This is a genomic window from Erwinia sp. Leaf53 (genome assembly GCF_001422605.1).
Taxonomy (GTDB): Bacteria; Pseudomonadota; Gammaproteobacteria; order Enterobacterales; family Enterobacteriaceae; genus Erwinia.
This window is the reverse complement of sequence record NZ_LMLK01000024.1, coordinates 88,878-106,187: the sequence shown is the minus strand read 5'-3', so window position 1 is coordinate 106,187 and position 17,310 is coordinate 88,878. Positions and strand designations below refer to the sequence as shown.

Annotated in this window: 19 protein-coding genes; 7 read left to right on the top strand and 12 right to left on the bottom strand. The window is 59.5% G+C overall.

What is annotated here, in order from left to right:
- Window positions 1-11 precede the first annotated feature (11 nt).
- Window positions 12-1,079 carry a GNAT family N-acetyltransferase gene (locus tag ASF13_RS18975; RefSeq protein ID WP_235515073.1) on the top strand — a complete coding sequence of 356 codons (1,068 nt, stop codon included), beginning with the start codon at window positions 12-14 and terminating at the stop codon, window positions 1,077-1,079.
- Complete coding sequence (locus ASF13_RS18970; RefSeq protein ID WP_156365622.1) at window positions 1,076-1,960, top strand: hypothetical protein; 885 nt, start codon at window positions 1,076-1,078, stop codon at window positions 1,958-1,960. The genes ASF13_RS18975 and ASF13_RS18970 overlap by 4 nt, the downstream gene beginning before the upstream one ends.
- Here the strand turns inward: ASF13_RS18970 and ASF13_RS18965 are convergent.
- Genes ASF13_RS18965 through ASF13_RS18945 form a run of 5 tightly spaced genes read right to left on the bottom strand, consistent with a single transcriptional unit; the run spans window position 1,923 to window position 5,493 of the window.
- A complete protein-coding gene (locus ASF13_RS18965; protein ID WP_056240057.1) occupies window positions 1,923-3,146 on the bottom strand; it encodes a DegT/DnrJ/EryC1/StrS family aminotransferase in 1,224 nt (407 codons plus the stop codon). The genes ASF13_RS18970 and ASF13_RS18965 overlap by 38 nt on opposite strands.
- Window positions 3,146-3,562 (bottom strand): multidrug efflux SMR transporter, encoded by a 417-nt coding sequence (locus tag ASF13_RS18960; protein WP_056240053.1) that lies wholly within the window; start codon window positions 3,560-3,562, stop codon window positions 3,146-3,148. Before ASF13_RS18960 ends, ASF13_RS18965 begins: the two co-directional genes overlap by 1 nt.
- Window positions 3,559-3,918, bottom strand: coding sequence for an EamA family transporter (locus ASF13_RS18955; protein ID WP_056240050.1), 360 nt, complete (start codon window positions 3,916-3,918; stop codon window positions 3,559-3,561). The genes ASF13_RS18960 and ASF13_RS18955 overlap by 4 nt, the downstream gene beginning before the upstream one ends.
- Complete coding sequence (locus ASF13_RS18950) at window positions 3,915-4,781, bottom strand: carboxylesterase (protein ID WP_056240047.1); 867 nt, start codon at window positions 4,779-4,781, stop codon at window positions 3,915-3,917. The genes ASF13_RS18955 and ASF13_RS18950 overlap by 4 nt, the downstream gene beginning before the upstream one ends.
- Window positions 4,765-5,493, bottom strand: a complete 729-nt coding sequence (locus ASF13_RS18945) for an MtnX-like HAD-IB family phosphatase (protein WP_056240044.1) — start codon at window positions 5,491-5,493, stop codon at window positions 4,765-4,767. The genes ASF13_RS18950 and ASF13_RS18945 overlap by 17 nt, the downstream gene beginning before the upstream one ends.
- Before the next feature lie 944 nt (window positions 5,494-6,437).
- Between ASF13_RS18945 and pagP the strand changes: the two genes are divergently transcribed.
- The 5 genes from pagP to tatE all read left to right on the top strand — a co-directional run bounded on the left by pagP (window position 6,438) and on the right by tatE (window position 9,389).
- Complete coding sequence (gene pagP / locus ASF13_RS18940; protein WP_056240042.1) at window positions 6,438-7,007, top strand: lipid IV(A) palmitoyltransferase PagP; 570 nt, start codon at window positions 6,438-6,440, stop codon at window positions 7,005-7,007.
- 151 nt (window positions 7,008-7,158) lie between these two features.
- Complete coding sequence (gene cspE / locus ASF13_RS18935; protein WP_004156612.1) at window positions 7,159-7,368, top strand: transcription antiterminator/RNA stability regulator CspE; 210 nt, start codon at window positions 7,159-7,161, stop codon at window positions 7,366-7,368.
- A 388-nt stretch (window positions 7,369-7,756) separates the two neighbouring features.
- Complete coding sequence (locus ASF13_RS18930) at window positions 7,757-8,188, top strand: GNAT family N-acetyltransferase (protein WP_056240039.1); 432 nt, start codon at window positions 7,757-7,759, stop codon at window positions 8,186-8,188.
- Window positions 8,185-8,985: a deaminated glutathione amidase gene (locus ASF13_RS18925; protein WP_056240036.1), complete on the top strand. Its 801-nt coding sequence runs from the start codon at window positions 8,185-8,187 to the stop codon at window positions 8,983-8,985. The genes ASF13_RS18930 and ASF13_RS18925 overlap by 4 nt, the downstream gene beginning before the upstream one ends.
- 200 nt (window positions 8,986-9,185) lie before the next feature.
- The gene (gene tatE, locus ASF13_RS18920) at window positions 9,186-9,389 is read left to right on the top strand and encodes a twin-arginine translocase subunit TatE (protein WP_056240032.1); all 204 of its coding nucleotides are present in this window, start codon (window positions 9,186-9,188) and stop codon (window positions 9,387-9,389) included.
- 118 nt (window positions 9,390-9,507) lie between these two features.
- On the opposite strand, the gene lipA is transcribed toward tatE, so the two are convergent.
- The 7 genes from lipA to mrdA form a co-directional block, all read right to left on the bottom strand.
- Window positions 9,508-10,473, bottom strand: a complete 966-nt coding sequence (gene lipA, locus ASF13_RS18915; RefSeq protein ID WP_056240027.1) for a lipoyl synthase — start codon at window positions 10,471-10,473, stop codon at window positions 9,508-9,510.
- A 177-nt stretch (window positions 10,474-10,650) separates the two neighbouring features.
- Window positions 10,651-11,319, bottom strand: a complete 669-nt coding sequence (lipB, locus tag ASF13_RS18910) for a lipoyl(octanoyl) transferase LipB (RefSeq protein ID WP_056240025.1) — start codon at window positions 11,317-11,319, stop codon at window positions 10,651-10,653.
- 84 nt (window positions 11,320-11,403) lie between these two features.
- The gene (ybeD, locus tag ASF13_RS18905; RefSeq protein WP_048916777.1) at window positions 11,404-11,667 is read right to left on the bottom strand and encodes a DUF493 family protein YbeD; all 264 of its coding nucleotides are present in this window, start codon (window positions 11,665-11,667) and stop codon (window positions 11,404-11,406) included.
- Window positions 11,668-11,772: 105 nt separating this feature from the next.
- Window positions 11,773-12,984 carry a D-alanyl-D-alanine carboxypeptidase DacA gene (gene dacA / locus ASF13_RS18900; RefSeq protein WP_056240021.1) on the bottom strand — a complete coding sequence of 404 codons (1,212 nt, stop codon included), beginning with the start codon at window positions 12,982-12,984 and terminating at the stop codon, window positions 11,773-11,775.
- A gap of 101 nt (window positions 12,985-13,085) precedes the next feature.
- Window positions 13,086-14,261 (bottom strand): endolytic peptidoglycan transglycosylase RlpA, encoded by a 1,176-nt coding sequence (gene rlpA / locus ASF13_RS18895; protein WP_056240019.1) that lies wholly within the window; start codon window positions 14,259-14,261, stop codon window positions 13,086-13,088.
- Window positions 14,262-14,273: 12 nt separating this feature from the next.
- Window positions 14,274-15,386 (bottom strand): peptidoglycan glycosyltransferase MrdB, encoded by a 1,113-nt coding sequence (gene mrdB / locus ASF13_RS18890; protein ID WP_056240017.1) that lies wholly within the window; start codon window positions 15,384-15,386, stop codon window positions 14,274-14,276.
- Window positions 15,387-15,392: 6 nt separating this feature from the next.
- The gene (gene mrdA / locus ASF13_RS18885; RefSeq protein ID WP_056240015.1) at window positions 15,393-17,297 is read right to left on the bottom strand and encodes a peptidoglycan DD-transpeptidase MrdA; all 1,905 of its coding nucleotides are present in this window, start codon (window positions 17,295-17,297) and stop codon (window positions 15,393-15,395) included.
- Window positions 17,298-17,310 lie beyond the last annotated feature (13 nt).

The window sequence follows — 17,310 nt, the reverse complement described above, 5'->3', positions numbered from 1 at the left end:
CCCCTTTGAACGTGCTGCCTCCCCGTTACCGTAATCAGCTGGAGCCGTCGGAGCTATTGAACGGCTTTGTTCAGCACCCGCCGCCGGGCTTCGACGCGCAGCGTGCTGACAATGGACTGATAGGTTTTACCACCCGGCTCGATCTGTTGACCACGGCGGCCCCCTCGCTGCTCGCCCGGCTGCGCCGCTGGCCGGGTTATCACCGCTGGAAACAGCTGTTATGGCTGGAAGCCTGCTTTATCGGCGCCACTACCAGTGAGTATGCGTGCCTGCCGCAGCAGCCTGAACCCGTCGAGCTGCTTGACTGGATCGCGGACCACTGCAGCCAGCAGCCGTTAACCATTATTAAAGATCTGCCCTGCGCCTCGCCGCTGCTCACGCAGGAGGAGAATGACTACAGCGACCGCCTGAGCGCGTTAGCGCAGCAGCGCGGATTTATCAGCGTGGCGGGCCAGGCGCTGGCGTGGGTGGCGATTGATTTTACCAGCATCGATCACTATCTGATGCGGCTGTCGCACAGTCGCCGCCGCCATATCCGCCGTAAGCTGCGTAGCCGCCACCACCTGCGCATTGAACGGCTGCCCTGTGGTGACGCGCGATTCAACGACGCCTGCTGGCAGGCCCAACTCTATCAGTGTTATCTGGCCGTCTGGCAACAGAGTGATATCCACTTTGACCGGCTCAGCCCGGCTTTCTTTAACCATCTGCTGCAGGATGCGCAGAGTGACGGAATGGTGTTTTGCTACTGGCATCAGCAGCAACTGGTGGGATTTAACCTCTGCTACCGCTATCAGGGCCGGCTGGTCGATAAGTACATCGGCTTTGACTACGCGCTGGCGCTGAAATTTAACCTGTACGTGGTGAGCTGGATGGTTAATCTGGAGTATGCGCTGGCGGAGGGGCTGCAGGCCTATATCGCCGGCTGGACCGACCCGCAGGTGAAGGCCAGCCTCGGGGCACAATTCACCTGGACCCGGCACCTCGTCAGGGCGCGTCATCCGCTGCTGCGCGGGGCGCTGCGCTGTTTTCGTCACCACCTGGCGCACGACAGCCGGGTGCAGCAGGGGGGGGGCCTGTGATGAACTCCCGGCCACCGGCAATCCTCGATTTTGATGGTTCGGTCAGCGGCATTGAGCGGGCAACCGTTCTACCCCTGCAGCCGTGGCAGGAGACGATCCGCTTCGGCTGCCGCTGGCGGGACTTTCAGCGGCTGGCGTCGCTGCTGGCGGTTCGGCTTCCCGCGGATCCCGGCTGCGTGTTTACCGGTAGCGGCGATTACCACCACCTCAGCTACCTGCTGCTGCAGCGGGTGACCCAGCCGCTGCAGCTGATCGTCTGCGATAACCACCCGGATACCATGCGCTATCCGCTGGGGATTCACTGCGGCTCCTGGGTGTACTGGGCCAGCCGCCTGCCGCAGGTCAGAGCGATCCACGTGCTGGGGATCTGCTCGCACGACATCAGCTGGCGTCACCGCTGGGAGATCCATGCCGGTCCGCAGCTGCGCCGCAAGCTGACCTACTGGAGCCTCGACGTCAGTACCCGCTGGCTGAACTGGCCGGGACGGCGGCCCGATCCGCACTGTTTTCACGATGCGGATACGCTGATGGCGAGGTTTCTGTCACAGCTGGCACCGTTGCCGGTTTATCTGTCGCTGGATAAAGACGTGCTCAGCCCGCAGGTGGTGACCACCAACTGGGATCAGGGGCGTTTCCTGCCGCAACATCTGCTGCGACTGATCCGCGCCTGCCGCGGACGGCTGCTCGGTGCGGATATCACCGGCGAGGCCTCCGTTTATCGCTTTCAGCGCCGTTTTAAACGCTGGCTCAGCGCGCTGGACGGCCAGCCGCTGGCCGACCCGGCGCAGCTGGAAGCGTGGCAGCATCAGCACCGGCAGATCAACCGGCTGCTGCTGGCCGAGATTACCCCGACGCTGGCAGCACCTGGCCCAGCGCGCTAAGGATACGGGCAAAGTCGGCGTCGCTGAGCCACGGGCTGTTGCTGAGGGTCAGCGAGCAGGCGGCAAAGCGATCCGCGTTGGGGGTCTGACTGCGCAGGGAGAGCAGCGGCAGGACGTCAGGGTAGTGGCGCAGCGTGCTGATAAACAGCCGGCTCACCCCCAGCCCGGCACACCACAGCCGTTCCAGCGCCGCGTCGCGGCTGGCGCGGTCGGGCATCAACAGCAGCATAAACGGCCAGACGCCGTCATGGCGATCCTGAATCACGGTCACGCCCGGCAGCCGTGCCAGTAGGGCAACCCTGGCCTGCGCCCGCTCACGGCCCTGCAGCAGCCACGCGGGCAGGCGCCGCAGCGCCGCCGCCGCCGCCCGCTGGCGGTAGCGCCCCAGCCGGTACAGCGGGATCGCCGCTGCGGTGAAGTTCTCGCCCACCGCGCTCAGCCAGTCGCCGCGCGCCAGCGCCCGCCGCAGCGGGCGGCCATACACCCACTCAAGACGGTCCGGGTGATAGAACAGCCGGTAGCCCCACAGCGTGGCAATGCGGCCCAGCTCTGCCAGCGGGCGGTGCGGCAGGTCGCTGGCGATCTGCCGGGCCAGCGCGGCGTGCAGCGTCGGCAGGCGGCTGAACAGGATGCCCCCTTCGGCGGTGGTCAGCCCTTTCCCCATCGCCAGGCTGAAAAACGCGATCTCGCCGATCAGCCCGACGCTCTGCCCCCCGCGGCGCGCGCCCAGCGCCTGGGCGCAGTCTTCAATCAGCACCGCGCCGCAGCGGGCGGAGAGCCGTGCGGCGGTCGCGGCGTCGGCCACGCGACCTGCCAGGTGGGTGACCACCACCGCCAGGGTACGCGTGGTGCAGAGCTGGCTCAGCTGGCGTGGGTCAAAATCAATGCGCCCCGGCAGCAGATCGCAGGGGACGATCTTCAGCGGCGGGCAGTGCCAGGCGGCCAGCGCCACCAGCGGGCAGGTAAACGCCGGCACGATCACCTCATCCCGCTGCGGTTGCTGCTGCTGCAGGGTGCGCAGCGCCACGATCAGCGCGGCGGTGCCGGAGCAGGTCAACAGCGGTGCGGGAATACCAAACTCGGCCGCCAGGGCGGCGGCAAAGTCCGGCCGGCCAGCCAGCAGATCGCGCCAGCGCAGCGGCAACCCGGCGGTCGGCGGCAGTTCGCGGCGCGCGGCGCAGCGCATCAGTGTGACGACTTCACGTAGGGGGATTGCGGCTGCCCCGCGCCGGCCAGCGCCGCTTCGCCTTTCGCCAGGCAGGCGACGCCGGCGAGGATCAGCCCCGCGCCGGCCAGGTTAACCTGCGTCAGCGGTTCACCGAACAGCCAGGCGGAGGCCAGCATGACGCTGAGTATCTCAAGGTGCGAAGCGGCAAACGCCGGGCCGACCGGGGCGGATTTCAGCAGCGACAGCCAGGTGAAAAATGCGCCAAGGTAGCCCGCGATTGCGCCATAGATCCAACCGTGGCCGAACACCCGCCACAGCCAGGCAGCATCTGCGCCGAGCGGCTGGGCATGCAGGGCAGCAAACTTAAAGCTGACCTGAGCCAGGGTGTCAAACAGCAGCAGGATCAGAAAGCCACTCCAGGCGAGGCGCTTCATCCCTGCACGCCCACCAGCGCCACGCCCAGCGAGATCAGCAGCATTCCCGCCAGCCGCCAGCCGGTCAGGCGCTCGTGGAACAGCAGACGCCCCGCCAGCATGATCAGCACGATGCTCAGCGAACCCAGCATCACACCTTTCGCGAGAGGCACCCGGGTCAGGAAGGCCAGCCACAGCACAAACTCCAGCAGGTAACAGGCGATGCCCAGCCACAGCCAGCCCCTGGAGGGCAGCTGTCGCCAGTACTGCCAGCCGGTGTGCTCTGAGCCGGTTTGCGCCGCCGCTTTAAACGCCAGCTGCCCGCCGCAGTCCACGGTTACGTTCAACAGCCACAGGGCCAGCGTCAGCGTGTTCATCCTGCTCCCCCGGCCTGAGAAATCCACCTGCAGTCGGGCTGTAAAGGCGGCGCTGACTGCTGGCGAACGAAATCTGTTGAGCGGCGGAACACTTCGCTGCGGTCATTATCGATGGTAATCATATGATAGCTGTTTGCCAGCAGCACCAGTTCTGCCGGGCCGCTGACCCGGTCGCGCACCCACTCGGCGTTGCGTCGGTGAGAGATATCATCTTCCGCCGCATGCAGGATCAGGCAGGGGGAGGTCACCCGGTACAGGTGACGACGCAGGTGGCGCGACAGGCGGCTCATCTCATTCAGGGCCGGCCAGGGGTTGCCGGGCAGGCCAGCCGCCACGCTGTCACCGCTGAACATCTTCGCGGCAATCTTCCTGCGCAGCACCTCATTTCGGATGCCGTAAGGTGGGGTTTCATAGAAAATCCGTTTACGGCCAAGCCTGAGCCAGCCGGTGAACGGCAGCAGCCAGCGCGACGCCAGACGCGACAGCACGGGAATGCTCCAGCCGTCGTAGCGCAGCGTAATGCTGTACACCAGCACGCCGCTGACCCGCTGTGGGTAGTCGGCGGCATAATTCAGCGCCAGCACCGCGCCCATCGACAGCCCGCCGATAAACAGCCTGTCGACCCGGGCTGAGAGCGCCTCAGCACCCGTAATGACGCTTTGATACCAGTCCCGCCAGCCGCTGTTGACCAGGTCTTCCGGCGTGCCACAGTGGCCGGCCAGCTGAGGGACATAGACGGTATAACCCGCCTGGTTAAACGCGCGCGCCACGCCACGCATCTCCTGCGGGGTACCGGTTAGGCCGTGAACCAGCAGCACGCCCACCGGTCCGCCGGGCAGCCAGTAATCATGCTTTGCGGTCATGTTGCCTCCGCGGGCCCTGGGCTGCATGCTGCGCCTGTAACCGGGCCAGCGCGGCCGGTAGCTGAGGGAAGCGGTCAAAAGGGGTGAACGGCAGCGATGCGCGCCGGCACTCGGCGATAAGGCGGGCGCGGGCAAAGACGTGATCGGCCCGCGAGGCGACGCAGAAGTCGGAAAGGCCATCACCGATCACCAGCAGCCTTTGCGGTGCCAGCCGTTGCGTGAACTGACATTTGCAGTTACCGCTGGCCTGCAGGCATTGGGGATGGCGATGCGGAAAGTCAATGCGCCAGCGGCGCTCTGCGGTCTGCACCAGCCGGTTGGCAAATACCGGCAGCGCGGGTAGCCGCTGATGCTGCAGAATATGGTGAATGGCGATGTCCAGCCCGTCGCTGACGATGGCGATAGGGATCGCACTGGCCTGCGCCTGACGGACAAAACCGGCAAATCCTGCATCGACGGTGATGCGTTCGAGGCAGGCCTCCAGCTGCGAACGCGACATGTCCAGCAGCGCGATTTGTTCGCTCAGACACTGTGCAGAACCTATCTCACCGCGCATCCAGCGCTGTTCTGCATCCTGCCAGCCTGGCTGGCCGAAATTTTCCAGTAAGGTATCGGTGACGTCTTCAACGCCGATGGTGCCGTCAAAGTCACATAATATAGTCCACTCTGCCGGGCGGTCGGGGGAAGTACTGCCTGGTCCACACGCATGCATATAACAGGTTCCGTTGATTCACCGGAAAAGATCCGCGTGAATCTTTATCCGAGAGGTTATTTACCTCTCTCACGTTATAAGCTCGGGTCTCAATGGTGAATCAACAACGGCAGAGGAGTGTCCGCCGGAGTGGCGGTTGACATTTATTGCACGTTTTACGACATGTGTTAAAAACAAGCGTGTGAATCAATAACAGGCTGTGCTGGCGATCGCTCAGGAAGATTCAGGAAAGGGCGGCGGCGGGGATGGATTTTCACGGCTGGATGAAGCGCCCACGGTGGGCGTAGCCGGGCTGGCGGCAGTATCGTGGACATTAAGGCGCTTATGACAAAATGCACAGAGGGCACCATGATGGGGGCCCCATTCGTCCCCGGATGTTGTGTAGAAAAATTTAGCGCTGCCGCATCTGCCACACCTGAACATCACCACTCTCCTCTGTCCTTGCATCCTCTTGGATAAGAAATATCTTAACAAAAAACGTGCGGAGATCTATCAGAAATATTTATTATACAAAATAGAGGATTTTATTTTAAATTGTTGTTTTGTATTGTGTTTTTTGTTTTCTTTGCGCATTTCTTCTTTTTAATGATAAATAATTTGTTTTAAAACGCTGTTTTAATGATCTGTGTCAATTTTTCTGGAGTCATTTGGTTGGTTTTTTCTGGTAACTTCTATTATCTGAAGTGATGCTGTCTTTTCCTCTCCTTATCGCCCATATCGCTCATGTTTTTACTAAGATTGAGAGAAATCCTAATATTCAAAAATACTAATATATATCAATAGCTTATGTTTAAATTCTCCCGGATATTTGTATCAGCCATCGGTTGTTTATTCATGGAGTATTTAAATTAAAACGTTATAATTGTGCAGCTATTACAACGCATAGTAAAAGATTTTAGCTGGATAATCTGGCGTTATCTGGCAATTTGAAGCCGGGAATTGAGATGAGAATACACAGCACACTTATTTTTACCTGCCTGCTGGCGAATATGAGCGCAGCCAGCGTTCAGGCTTCCACCCTGAGCGAGGGTATTTCCTCCTCGTGGAATACCTTTACCGGCAATATCAGTAAGACCTGGAATGAGCCGCAGGGCGTCGATCTCTATATACCTGCCATTACCTGGCACAACCGCTGGACGTACGATAAAGAAAAAACCGATCGCTACAACGAACGTCCCTGGGGCGCGGGGGGCGGTATCTCCCGTTATGATGAGCAGGGGAACTGGAACGGTCTTTATCTGATGGCCTTTAAGGACTCCTACAACAAGTGGGAGCCGATTGGCGGTTACGGCTGGGAGAAAACCTGGCGTCCGCTTAACGATCCTGACTTCCATCTGGGCCTCGGTTATACCGCCGGGTTTACCGCACGCGATAACTGGAAATATATTCCGGTTCCGTTAGTCTTACCGCTGGCATCGGTGGGTTACGGCAGGGCAACCTTTCAGATGACCTATATTCCAGGTACTTACAATAATGGGAATGTCTATTTTGCCTGGTTACGCTGGCAGTTTTAACCTCACCGGGATGAGACAAAACTGACTCAGAGTAAAAAAAAAGCGATTTTTATCACTTTTTCGTAGCTGGCTACTGGACAAACGCCTCGGCAATTGCTGTACTAACCCTGACACAGATTAGTGTCCATTTTTCATGTAAAGGTAATATTAGATGTCTAAGATCAAAGGTAGCGTTAAGTGGTTTAATGAGTCCAAAGGATTCGGTTTCATTACTCCTGAAGATGGTAGCAAAGATGTGTTCGTACACTTCTCTGCCATCCAGAGCAATGGTTTCAAAACTCTGGCTGAAGGTCAGCGCGTAGAGTTCGAAATCACCAACGGTGCCAAAGGCCCATCTGCTGCTAACGTTGCCGCTATTTAAGTTATCAGACAGAATTCTAAAAACCCGCCGAATGGCGGGTTTTTTTTGCGCTAAAAACATCAGACGGCGTTCAGCGGCCAAAAAACTGCACCAGCCAGGCTGCTGCCGCTGCGCCGGCAATCAGTACGGTCAGGCCTTCGTTAAAGCTTCGGGGAACAGCGTTCATCATCGTTATCCTGGAAAGTGTCGTGGCTGCCAGTGTGGCGAAAGAAGATTAAGAAAAGATTAAACCCTGCGCAGTACGGGCCACAGCACGCCACCTTTACATTACTCAGTTTTTGTAACATCACTCTGTGATCGCTGCGCTTGCGCGCCACCCGAAACGAAGGCTATAAACAGAGGGTCATTTTTTAACGTGCCCGACCCGCGCACCTCTGTGGAGATTTGGATGAAAATTCGTCTGGCTGAATCGAAAGATGCTTTTGCCCTGAGTGCGCTGTTGGCGGAACTGGGCTATGAAGGGACCGCCCCGTTTATTGAACGCCGGCTGGCGCAGCTGATAGCGGATGATACTGAACGCCTGCTGATGGCCGAGCATGACAACACCGTACTTGGCTTTCTCTCCCTGCACTTTATACCGCAGCTGGCGCTGGCGGGTGATTTCGCCCGCATCAGCTACTTCTGTATCGCCGAAGGTGAGCGCAGTAAAGGGGCCGGGCAGGAGCTGTTGCAGTATGCGGAGCAGCTGGCGCAGGAGCGTGGCTGTGACCGCATGGAGGTGCACTGCCATCAGCGGCGTGAAAAGGCCAATGCCTTTTATGAACGCGAGGGCTACACTGAATCTCCGCGATACCATATTAAGGAGTTGACCCCACCATGAAAGTTGCCCTGGGACAGTTCGCGGTCAGCCGCGAGTGGCAGGAGAATGCCGCCACCTGTGGCGAGCTGATGGCGCAGGCGCAGAGGCAGGGTGCCCGCCTGCTGGTGCTGCCGGAGGCGGTGCTGGCCCGTGATATCACCGATCCGCAGCTGGTGATCCGCGCCGCGCAGCCGCTGGATGGCCCGTTCCTCAGCCAGCTGCTGGCGGCCAGCCGCGGCGACGACCTGACCACCGTTATGACCCTGCACGTGCCGGCCGGCGAGGGGCGGGCGCTTAACGTGCTGGTGGCTATCCGGCGCGGTGAGATCGTTGCCCGCTATGACAAACTGCATCTGTACGATGCCTTTGCCGTGCAGGAGTCGCTTAACGTGGATGCGGGCAATGTGGTGCCGCCGCTGCTTGAGGTTGATGGCATGAAGATCGGGCTGATGACCTGCTACGACCTGCGCTTCCCCGAGCTGGCACGACGGCTGGCGCTGGACGGTGCCGAGGTGCTGGTGTTGCCCGCCGCCTGGGTTAAGGGGCCACACAAAGAGCGGCACTGGGAGGTGCTGGCGGTGGCGCGGGCGCTTGAGAATACCTGTTATCTGCTGGCGGTGGGCGAATGCGGCCCGAAGAATATCGGCAGCAGCCTGGTGGTCGACCCGCTGGGGGTAATTACCGCACGCGCCGGCGAAGCGCCGATCCTGTTGCTGGCTGAGGTCGATCCTGAACGGATCCGCAGCGTACGTCGCGAGCTGCCGGTGCTGACCAATCGCCGTTTTGTCCGACCAGAACTACGGCAAAAGGCTGTCTGACGGCGCTGTGGTTCAGTGTCCCCGTTCCCTGTATGAACCGCGCCATCCCGGCAATCCGCAGCGGTTCTCACCTCTGATCCCGCCCTGCGGCTGATATTCTGTTACAGTTTGACGTTAGTAATCGCCTGCTAACTGCGCGTTAATAAGCCGGTTAACGGGCAGGTCGCGTTCGCGGCCAGATTCACTGAAAGAAGGTCTATATGGAAGGTATCAGTCTTGCCAAGCTGCTGATCGTGGGTGCGCTTATCGTGCTGCTGTTCGGCACCAAAAAACTGCGCACGCTGGGCGGCGATTTAGGTTCAGCAATTAAAGGATTCAAAAATGCGATGAGCGATGACGATGCGGCCGCGAAGAAAACCGCCGCTGAAGAGCAGCCCGCATCCCGGTTGAACCACAAAGAGTAACCCCGCCGCCAGCTAATAAAAAACGGATGACCCACGTCAACCTGAGGTGCCAGCCACCAGGGCGGCACCGGGTTAATCAATGGGGCATCCGTTTCTTTTCCGCAACCGTACCCTGTGGTTACTTAACTTCCAGACCTTTTGCCTGCATGTCAGCATGGTAAGACGAGCGCACGAACGGGCCACAGGCCGCATGGGTGAAGCCCATATCCATCGCCGCGGCTTTCATCTCATCGAACTCAGCCGGGCTGACGTAACGCTGTACCGGCAGGTGGTGGCGGCTCGGTGACAGATACTGGCCGAGGGTCAGCATGGTGACGCCGTGGCGACGCAGGTCGCGCATCACTTCGACGATTTCCGCATTGGTTTCACCTAAGCCCACCATCAGGCCCGATTTGGTCGGCACCTCTGGGTGCGCCTCTTTAAAGCGTTCCAGCAGCTTCAGCGACCAGTCATAGTTAGCGCCCGGGCGAACCTGACGGTAGACGCGCGGCACGTTTTCGAGGTTGTGGTTGAAGACGTCCGGCGGGGTGGCGTTGAGGATTTCCAGCGCGCGATCCATACGTCCGCGGAAGTCAGGCACCAGCGTTTCGATTTTGATGGCCGGGCTTTTCTCACGGATGGCGGTAATGCAGTCGGCAAAGTGCTGGGCACCGCCGTCACGCAGGTCGTCGCGGTCAACCGAGGTGATTACCACGTAGCGCAACGCCATATCAGCAATGGTCTGCGCCAGTTTACCCGGCTCACTGGCATCAGGCATGTTCGGCCGGCCGTGGGCCACGTCACAGAACGGGCAGCGACGGGTGCAGATGGCACCGAGGATCATAAAGGTGGCCGTACCGTGGTTAAAACACTCAGCAAGGTTAGGGCAGGAGGCCTCTTCGCAAACGGAATGCAGACCATTTTTGCGCATGGCGGCTTTGATGCCCTGAATACGGCTGGAGTCGGCGGGGAGTTTGATTCTCATCCATTCCGGCTTACGTAAGATCTCAGTCCGTTCGGTGACCACGGTTTTCACCGGGATCAGGGCCATTTTGTCTGCGTCGCGGTATTTAACGCCGCGTTCCATCACAATCGGTTTACTCATAATCTTGCTGATTCCAGGTTGGATGACGGCGAGCCACTCGGTAAAGAGGTTTAAACGCCCGCATAACACTCAATGAGTTTATTGATTTAAACTTTTTTTGAAAAGCGCAAAAAATTATATCATTTCCCTCTGCCAGAAACAGCCAGTTAGCGGCAGAAAGCGTTACAGAATTGTAAATCAGAGCGCACAGTTTAGCGATAAACTGGCATCATTTCGCCACTGCACGTCACCGGCTGACAGCAGGCGGGCAAAATTCTCTACCAGCAGGGGTTGCAGATCGGCAGTCGTGATTCCGTGATGCCAGGCACTTACCTGAGTCATTTCCATCCCGGCATAACCGCAGGGGTTAATGCGCAGGAACGGCGCCAGATCCATCGCCACGTTGAGCGCCAGACCGTGGAATGAACAGCCCTGCCGAATGCGCAGGCCCAGCGAGCAGATCTTTTTGCCGTCAGCGTAGACCCCGGGCGCGTCGGCGCGGGCTGCGGCGCTAATGCCGAGGCCGGCAAGGGTATCGACCACCGTCTGTTCAATACAGCTGACCAGCTGGCGCACGCCCAGCTTACGGCGCTTCAGATTGACCAGCACGTACATCACCTGTTGTCCGGGACCATGATAGGTCACCTGGCCGCCGCGATCGCTCTGCATTACCGGGATATCACCGGGAACCAGCAGGTGTTCGGTTTTCCCCGCCTGGCCCTGGGTGAATACGGGGTGATGCTCGACCAGCCAGATTTCATCCGGCGTATCGTCAGACCGGCGTTCGGTAAACTGATGCATAGCAAGGGAGACGGGTGCCCAGGGCTGCAGGCCCAGCTGGCGGACAATCAGAGTATCGTAAGGCAAAACGGACAATCCGGTAGGGAGTGAGGCGTGCAGTATAGCGCTGGTGGTGGGCAAGAACCAGCTTGCCCACACCACTGTCGGGGGTTACAGCACCATGCGGACAATTTCAATCTTGCCCAGCTCTTCATACAGCGTTTCCACCTGCTCGATGTGCGTGGCGGTAATGGTGATCGACACCGAGTGGTAGTTGCCTTTACTGCTTGGCTTAACGTCCGGAGAGTAATCGCCCGGTGCATGACGCTGCACCACTTCAACCACCTGGTCGACCAGCTCCGGCTGTGCCAGGCCCATCACTTTATAGGTAAAAGAGGTGGGGAATTCGAGCAGTTCTTTAAGATTGGTTTTCATAGGGGCTCCGGTATCACAAACAAGGACTCCCGCCGTAGCGGGAGTTTTACAGATACTAACAATATGGGGTGACCCGCGCCCAATTTCAAGCGCGAGAGGCGGGCATCAGGCGAACCAGTGGTGGAACGTCAGCTTGATGTAATCGATGATGCGGCCAAAGAAGCCGCCTTCCGGCATATCGTTGAGTACCACCAGCGGATGCTGTTCGATGGTTTTACCATCGAGCTGGAAGTTGATGCTGCCCACTACCTGGTTTTTCTGCAGCGGTGCGTGCAGTTCGGTGTTGGTCAGGGTATAGCTGGCCTTCAGGTCTTTCATCCTGCCGCGCGGGATGGTCAGGAAGGCATCTTTTTCCACGCCAAGCTGCACGCGGTCACTGTTGCCGAACCACACCGGTTCAGAGGCGAACTCTTTGCCGGCCTTCAGCGGTGCCACGGTTTCAAAGAAGCGGAAGCCCCAGGTCAGCAGTTTTTTGCTTTCGGTTTCACGGCCTTTGTAGGTGTGGCCGCCCATCACGGCGGAGATCAGACGCATCTGGCCTTCGGTGGCGGAGGCCACCAGGTTGTAACCGGCGGCGTCGGTGTGGCCGGTTTTGATGCCGTCAACGTTCAGGCTGGTATCCCACAGCAGGCCGTTACGGTTCATCTGGCGGATATTGTTAAAGGTGAACTCTTTTTCATGATAGACGGCGTACTCATCCGGCACGTCGCGGATCAGTGCACGGCCAATCAGCGCCATATCACGCGCCGAGCTGTACTGGCCCTCGGCGTCGAGGCCGTGTACCGTCTGGAAATGCGTGTTCTGCAGGCCCAGCGCCTTGACGTAGTTGTTCATCAGGCCGACGAAGGCGTCCTGGCTGCCGGCGACGTAGTCGGCCATCGCCACACAGGCGTCGTTGCCCGACTGCAGCACGATGCCGCGCGTCAGCTGGGAAACCGGCACGCGATCGCCGGGCTTAAGAAACATCAGCGATGAACCGCGGAACACCGGATTGCCGGTCGCCCAGGCATCTTTACCGACGGTGACGATGTCATCGTTGTGAATTTTACCCGCTTTAATCGCCTGGCCGATGACGTAGCTGGTCATCATCTTGGTCAGGCTGGCCGGATCGCGGCGTGCGTCAGCGTTCTTCTCAGCCAGCACCTTGCCTGAGTTGTAATCGATAAGCACATAGGCTTCAGCATCGATTTCCGGTACGCCGGGGATCATGGTTTTAATGTTAACGTCGTCCGCGTAGGCCACCACGTTAAGGCTGAGTGCGATCAGCGAGGCCACGGTCAGGCGTTTGATCAGTCGGGAAGGGGTCAGAGTGCTCATGTTAAGAACGACTACATCCTGGGCTAAGTTAAAAAAAGTGACTCACTATAGCAAAATCATGCCGCGACAACCCGCCCTAAATCGGGCGGATCGTGACAGCATTACATTGCGTTCGGTGCGACGGTGATAAAGGATTGCTGCTGCGCTTCGGAGGCCAGACGCTGCTGCAGCGCGGCCGCCTGCTGGCGGGTGCTGAAGCGGCCCAGCTGAACACGATAAACGTTACCGCGGGCGTCGACCGAGCCGGGAACGCCAAACTGTTTGCCGAGGCTGCTGGCCAGCTGACGTGCGCGGTTGGCGTCATTGAGCGCACCGACCTGAACCACGAAGTTACCGCCGGTGGCTGCCGGGGCAGAGGTGGAGGCCGCAGCAGAAGCCCCTGCCGTCGCCGCTACTGCCGGGGCGGCGACAACCGGCTCACTGCCCTCCAGCACGCCGTTGCGCAGCGGCTGCGGCGCACCGAGGAAGCCACCGCTGTTAACCGGCGCACCCAGCGATTCGCTGCTGTTCAGGGTGCTGTTGTCCACCGGACGCACGTTGTCGTTGCTGAGCGCAGGCTGCGCGCTGGCCGCTGGCGCAGGCTGGTAAGCCGGCGTGGCAGCGGGCTGGCCGGTCAGTGAGGGTGCTTCGCTGTAACCGCCACTGGCGGCTGCGCCAGCGCCCAGCGGGGTCAGGCCGCCGCTGATGTCAGGGCGAGCAGGCAGGGCATAACTCTGTTTGGCGACCGTGGTGCCGACGGTGCCGGGGCCGAAGAGGGTCCCGTCCGGCGCAACGCTGATGTAGTCCAGCTTCACCCGCGAGTTATTGGAGATATTCAGACGGTCACCGGCGGCACGGGTCAAATCGATAATCCGCCCCGGCGTGTAGGGGCCGCGGTCGTTAACGCGAACCACGATCATCCGGCCATTCGCCAGGTTGGTGACGCGCACGTAGCTCGGCAGCGGCAGGGTAGGGTGCGCGGCGGCCATTGCGTTGGCGTCAAACGCTTCGCCGCTGGCGGTGCGGCTGCCGTTGGCCTCTTCACCGTACCAGGCGGCAAGGCCGGTTTCGCTGAAGTTTGCCGGATCTTTGATCACCTTGTACTTTTTGCCGTTGACCTGGTAGTCCTGCAGCGTGCCCGGATTGAAGGGTTCGTAGTGCGGTTCTGCGCCGCCAATCTCCACCACCGGGCCGTTATAGGCCTGCTGCTGGGTAACCGGTGCCTGTTGCTGGGTGTCGTTAGTACAGGCTGCCAGCATTGCTGACGCCAGGGCAATCCAAAGCCAGTCCTTACGCATCTCTCTGCCTCTTTAAACGCTTTTCGACAATAGTTTACGATGGGTGTGAATCGACATGATGATGCCAAATCCTGCCATCAGTACAATCAGAGCAGAGCCGCCGTAGCTGACCAGCGGCAACGGAACCCCTACCACCGGCAGAATGCCGCTGACCATGCCAATATTAACAAAAACATAGACAAAGAAGATCAACATTAATCCACCGGCCATCACCCGGCCAAAAGTCGTCTGCGCGCGTGCGGCCATCATCAGCCCGCGCATGATCAGCAGCAGGTAGAGTGCCAGCAGAATGATAAAGCCGACCAGACCCAGCTCTTCCGCCAGTACGGCGAAAATAAAGTCGGTATGGCGTTCAGGCAGAAACTCCAGCTGGGACTGGGTGCCGTGCAGCCAGCCTTTGCCGCGCAGGCCGCCGGAGCCAATGGCGATCTTCGACTGAATAATATGATAGCCGGCCCCGAGCGGATCGCTTTCCGGATCCAGCAGCATCATCACGCGGTCGCGCTGGTAGTCGTGCATCAGGAAGAACCACAGGATCGGAATAAAGGCGGCGACCAGCACCACGGCGACAGCGATCAGCTTCCAGCTCATTCCGGAGAGGAACAGCACAAACAGGCCGGACGCGGCGATCAGGATCGAGGTGCCCAGGTCTGGCTGCGCCGCCACCAGCAGCGTAGGCAGGAAGATCAGCACCAGCGCGATGGCGGTATTCTTCAGCGTCGGCGGGCAGACGTCACGGTTGATAAAGCGTGCCACCATCAGCGGCACGGCAATTTTGGCAATTTCGGAGGGCTGGAAACGCACAAAGCCGAGATCCAGCCAGCGCTGCGCCCCTTTACTGATCTGGCCGAAGGCGTCGACGGCGATCAGCAAAATGACGCAGACGATGTAGAGATAGGGCGCCCAGCCTTCATAGACTCGCGGCGGGATCTGCGCCATCACCAGCATCACGATGGTGCCCATGGCGATCTGGCCGATTTTACGCTCCATCATGCCGGGATCCTGGCCGCTGGCGCTCCACATCACCAGCGCGCTGTAGACCAGCAGCGCCACGATAATCAGGCAAAATAGCGGATCGATATGGATACGGGTCCAGATCGAGCGTTTCTGGTGGCTGTCGTTCATATCCGGTTATTCACCTTCGTAGCCCGGCGGCACAGGCGCGGCGTCGGGCAGGTTAGTATTGTTATCGCCAAGAATGATGTGGTCGAGGACCTGGCGCATAATGGTGCCGACCGCCGGCCCCGCGCCGCCGTTTTCGAGGATCATCGCCACGGCAACCCGCGGGTTCTCGTAGGGCGCATAGGCGGTCATCAGCTTATGGTCTCGCAGACGCTCAGAGATTTTGTGTGCGTTATAGGTCTCATTGGCTTTCAGGCCAAAGACCTGGGCCGTACCGGATTTGGCGGCGATTTTATAGGGCGCATTTTCAAAACTCTTGCGTCCGGTGCCGTTTGGCCGGTTAGCCACGCCGTACATGCCGTCTTTGGCGATCTCCCAGTAACCGTTATGAATATCGGCAATCGGTGCGCTGACCGGCTGACGCCACGGCACCTTAACGCTGCCCTGCATGGTGTCCATCATCAGGTGCGGCGTTTTCACCATACCGTCATTAATCAGCGTCATCAGCGCTTTGTTCATCTGCACCGGGGTGGCGGTCCAGTAGCCCTGGCCGATGCCGACCGGGATGGTGTCGCCCTGATACCACGGCTTTTTAAAGCGCTTCATTTTCCATTCGCGGGTCGGCATATTGCCCGGCGTCTCCTCGATCAGGTCAATGCCCGACAGGTGGCCGTAACCAAACTTGCTCATCCACTCGCTCAGGCGGTCGATACCCATATCATAGGCCACCTGGTAGAAGAAGGTATCCGCCGACTCTTCCAGCGATTTGGTGATGTTCAGGCGGCCGTGCCCCCAGTGTTTCCAGTCGCGGAAGCGCTTCTCCGAACCCGGTAGCTGCCACCAGCCCGGGTCAAACAGGCTGGTATTGCGGGTGATCACCCCCGCGGTCAGCGCCGAGACGGCAATATAGGGTTTGACGGTGGAGGCCGGCGGATAGGCCCCCTGGGTGGCGCGGTTGATCAGCGGCCGGTTCTCGTCATTCAGCAGACGGTTGTAATCCTTTGATGAAATGCCGTCGACAAACAGATTCGGGTCGTAGCTCGGCATGGAGACCATCGCCAGCACTTCGCCGTTGCGCGGATCGGTGACCACCACCGCCGCGCGGCTGCCGGCCAGCAGCGTTTCAATGTACTGTTGCAGCTTAAGGTCAATGGTCAGATGGATATCACGCCCGGCCTGCGGCGACTGCTCATGCAGCTGGCGGATCACCCGGCCACGGTTGTTGACTTCGACCTCTTCATAGCCGGTCTTACCGTGCAGCACGTCTTCGTAATAGCGTTCGATGCCCAGCTTGCCGATATCATGGGTGGCCGCGTAGTTAGGCCATTTACCCTCTTTATCCAGCCGTTCAACGTCACGGTCGTTGATTTTCGACACGTAACCCAGCACGTGGGTCAGGGCGGAGCCATAAGGGTAGTAACGGCGCTGATAGCCTTTGACCTCAACGCCGGGGAAGCGGTACTGGTTGACGGCAAAGCGGGCCACCTGCACATCGTTAAGGCCGGTTTTTACCGCGATCGAGGTGAAACGGCGCGAACGCTTGCGTTCTTTCTCAAAGGCGTCGATATCTTCGTCGGTCAGATCGACGATCGGCTTGAGGTCCTGCAGCGTCTGTTTGAGGTTATCGACCTTCTCCGGCACCAGTTCAATCTGGTAAATGGTGCGGTTAAGCGCCAGCGGAATGCCGTTACGATCATAAATAATGCCGCGGCTGGGGGCGACCGGCACCAGCTTGATGCGGTTTTCGTTAGAACGCGTACTGTAATCATCAAAACGGACAATTTGCAGGTGGTACAGGTTAGCCACCAGCACGCCGGACAGGGCCAGGATGCCGAGAAAGGCGACGATGGCCCGGCGAACAAACAGCGTTTGCTCGGCGGTGTAGTCACGAAAAGAGTTGCGTTGTAATTTCATCCGCTGCTTTGTC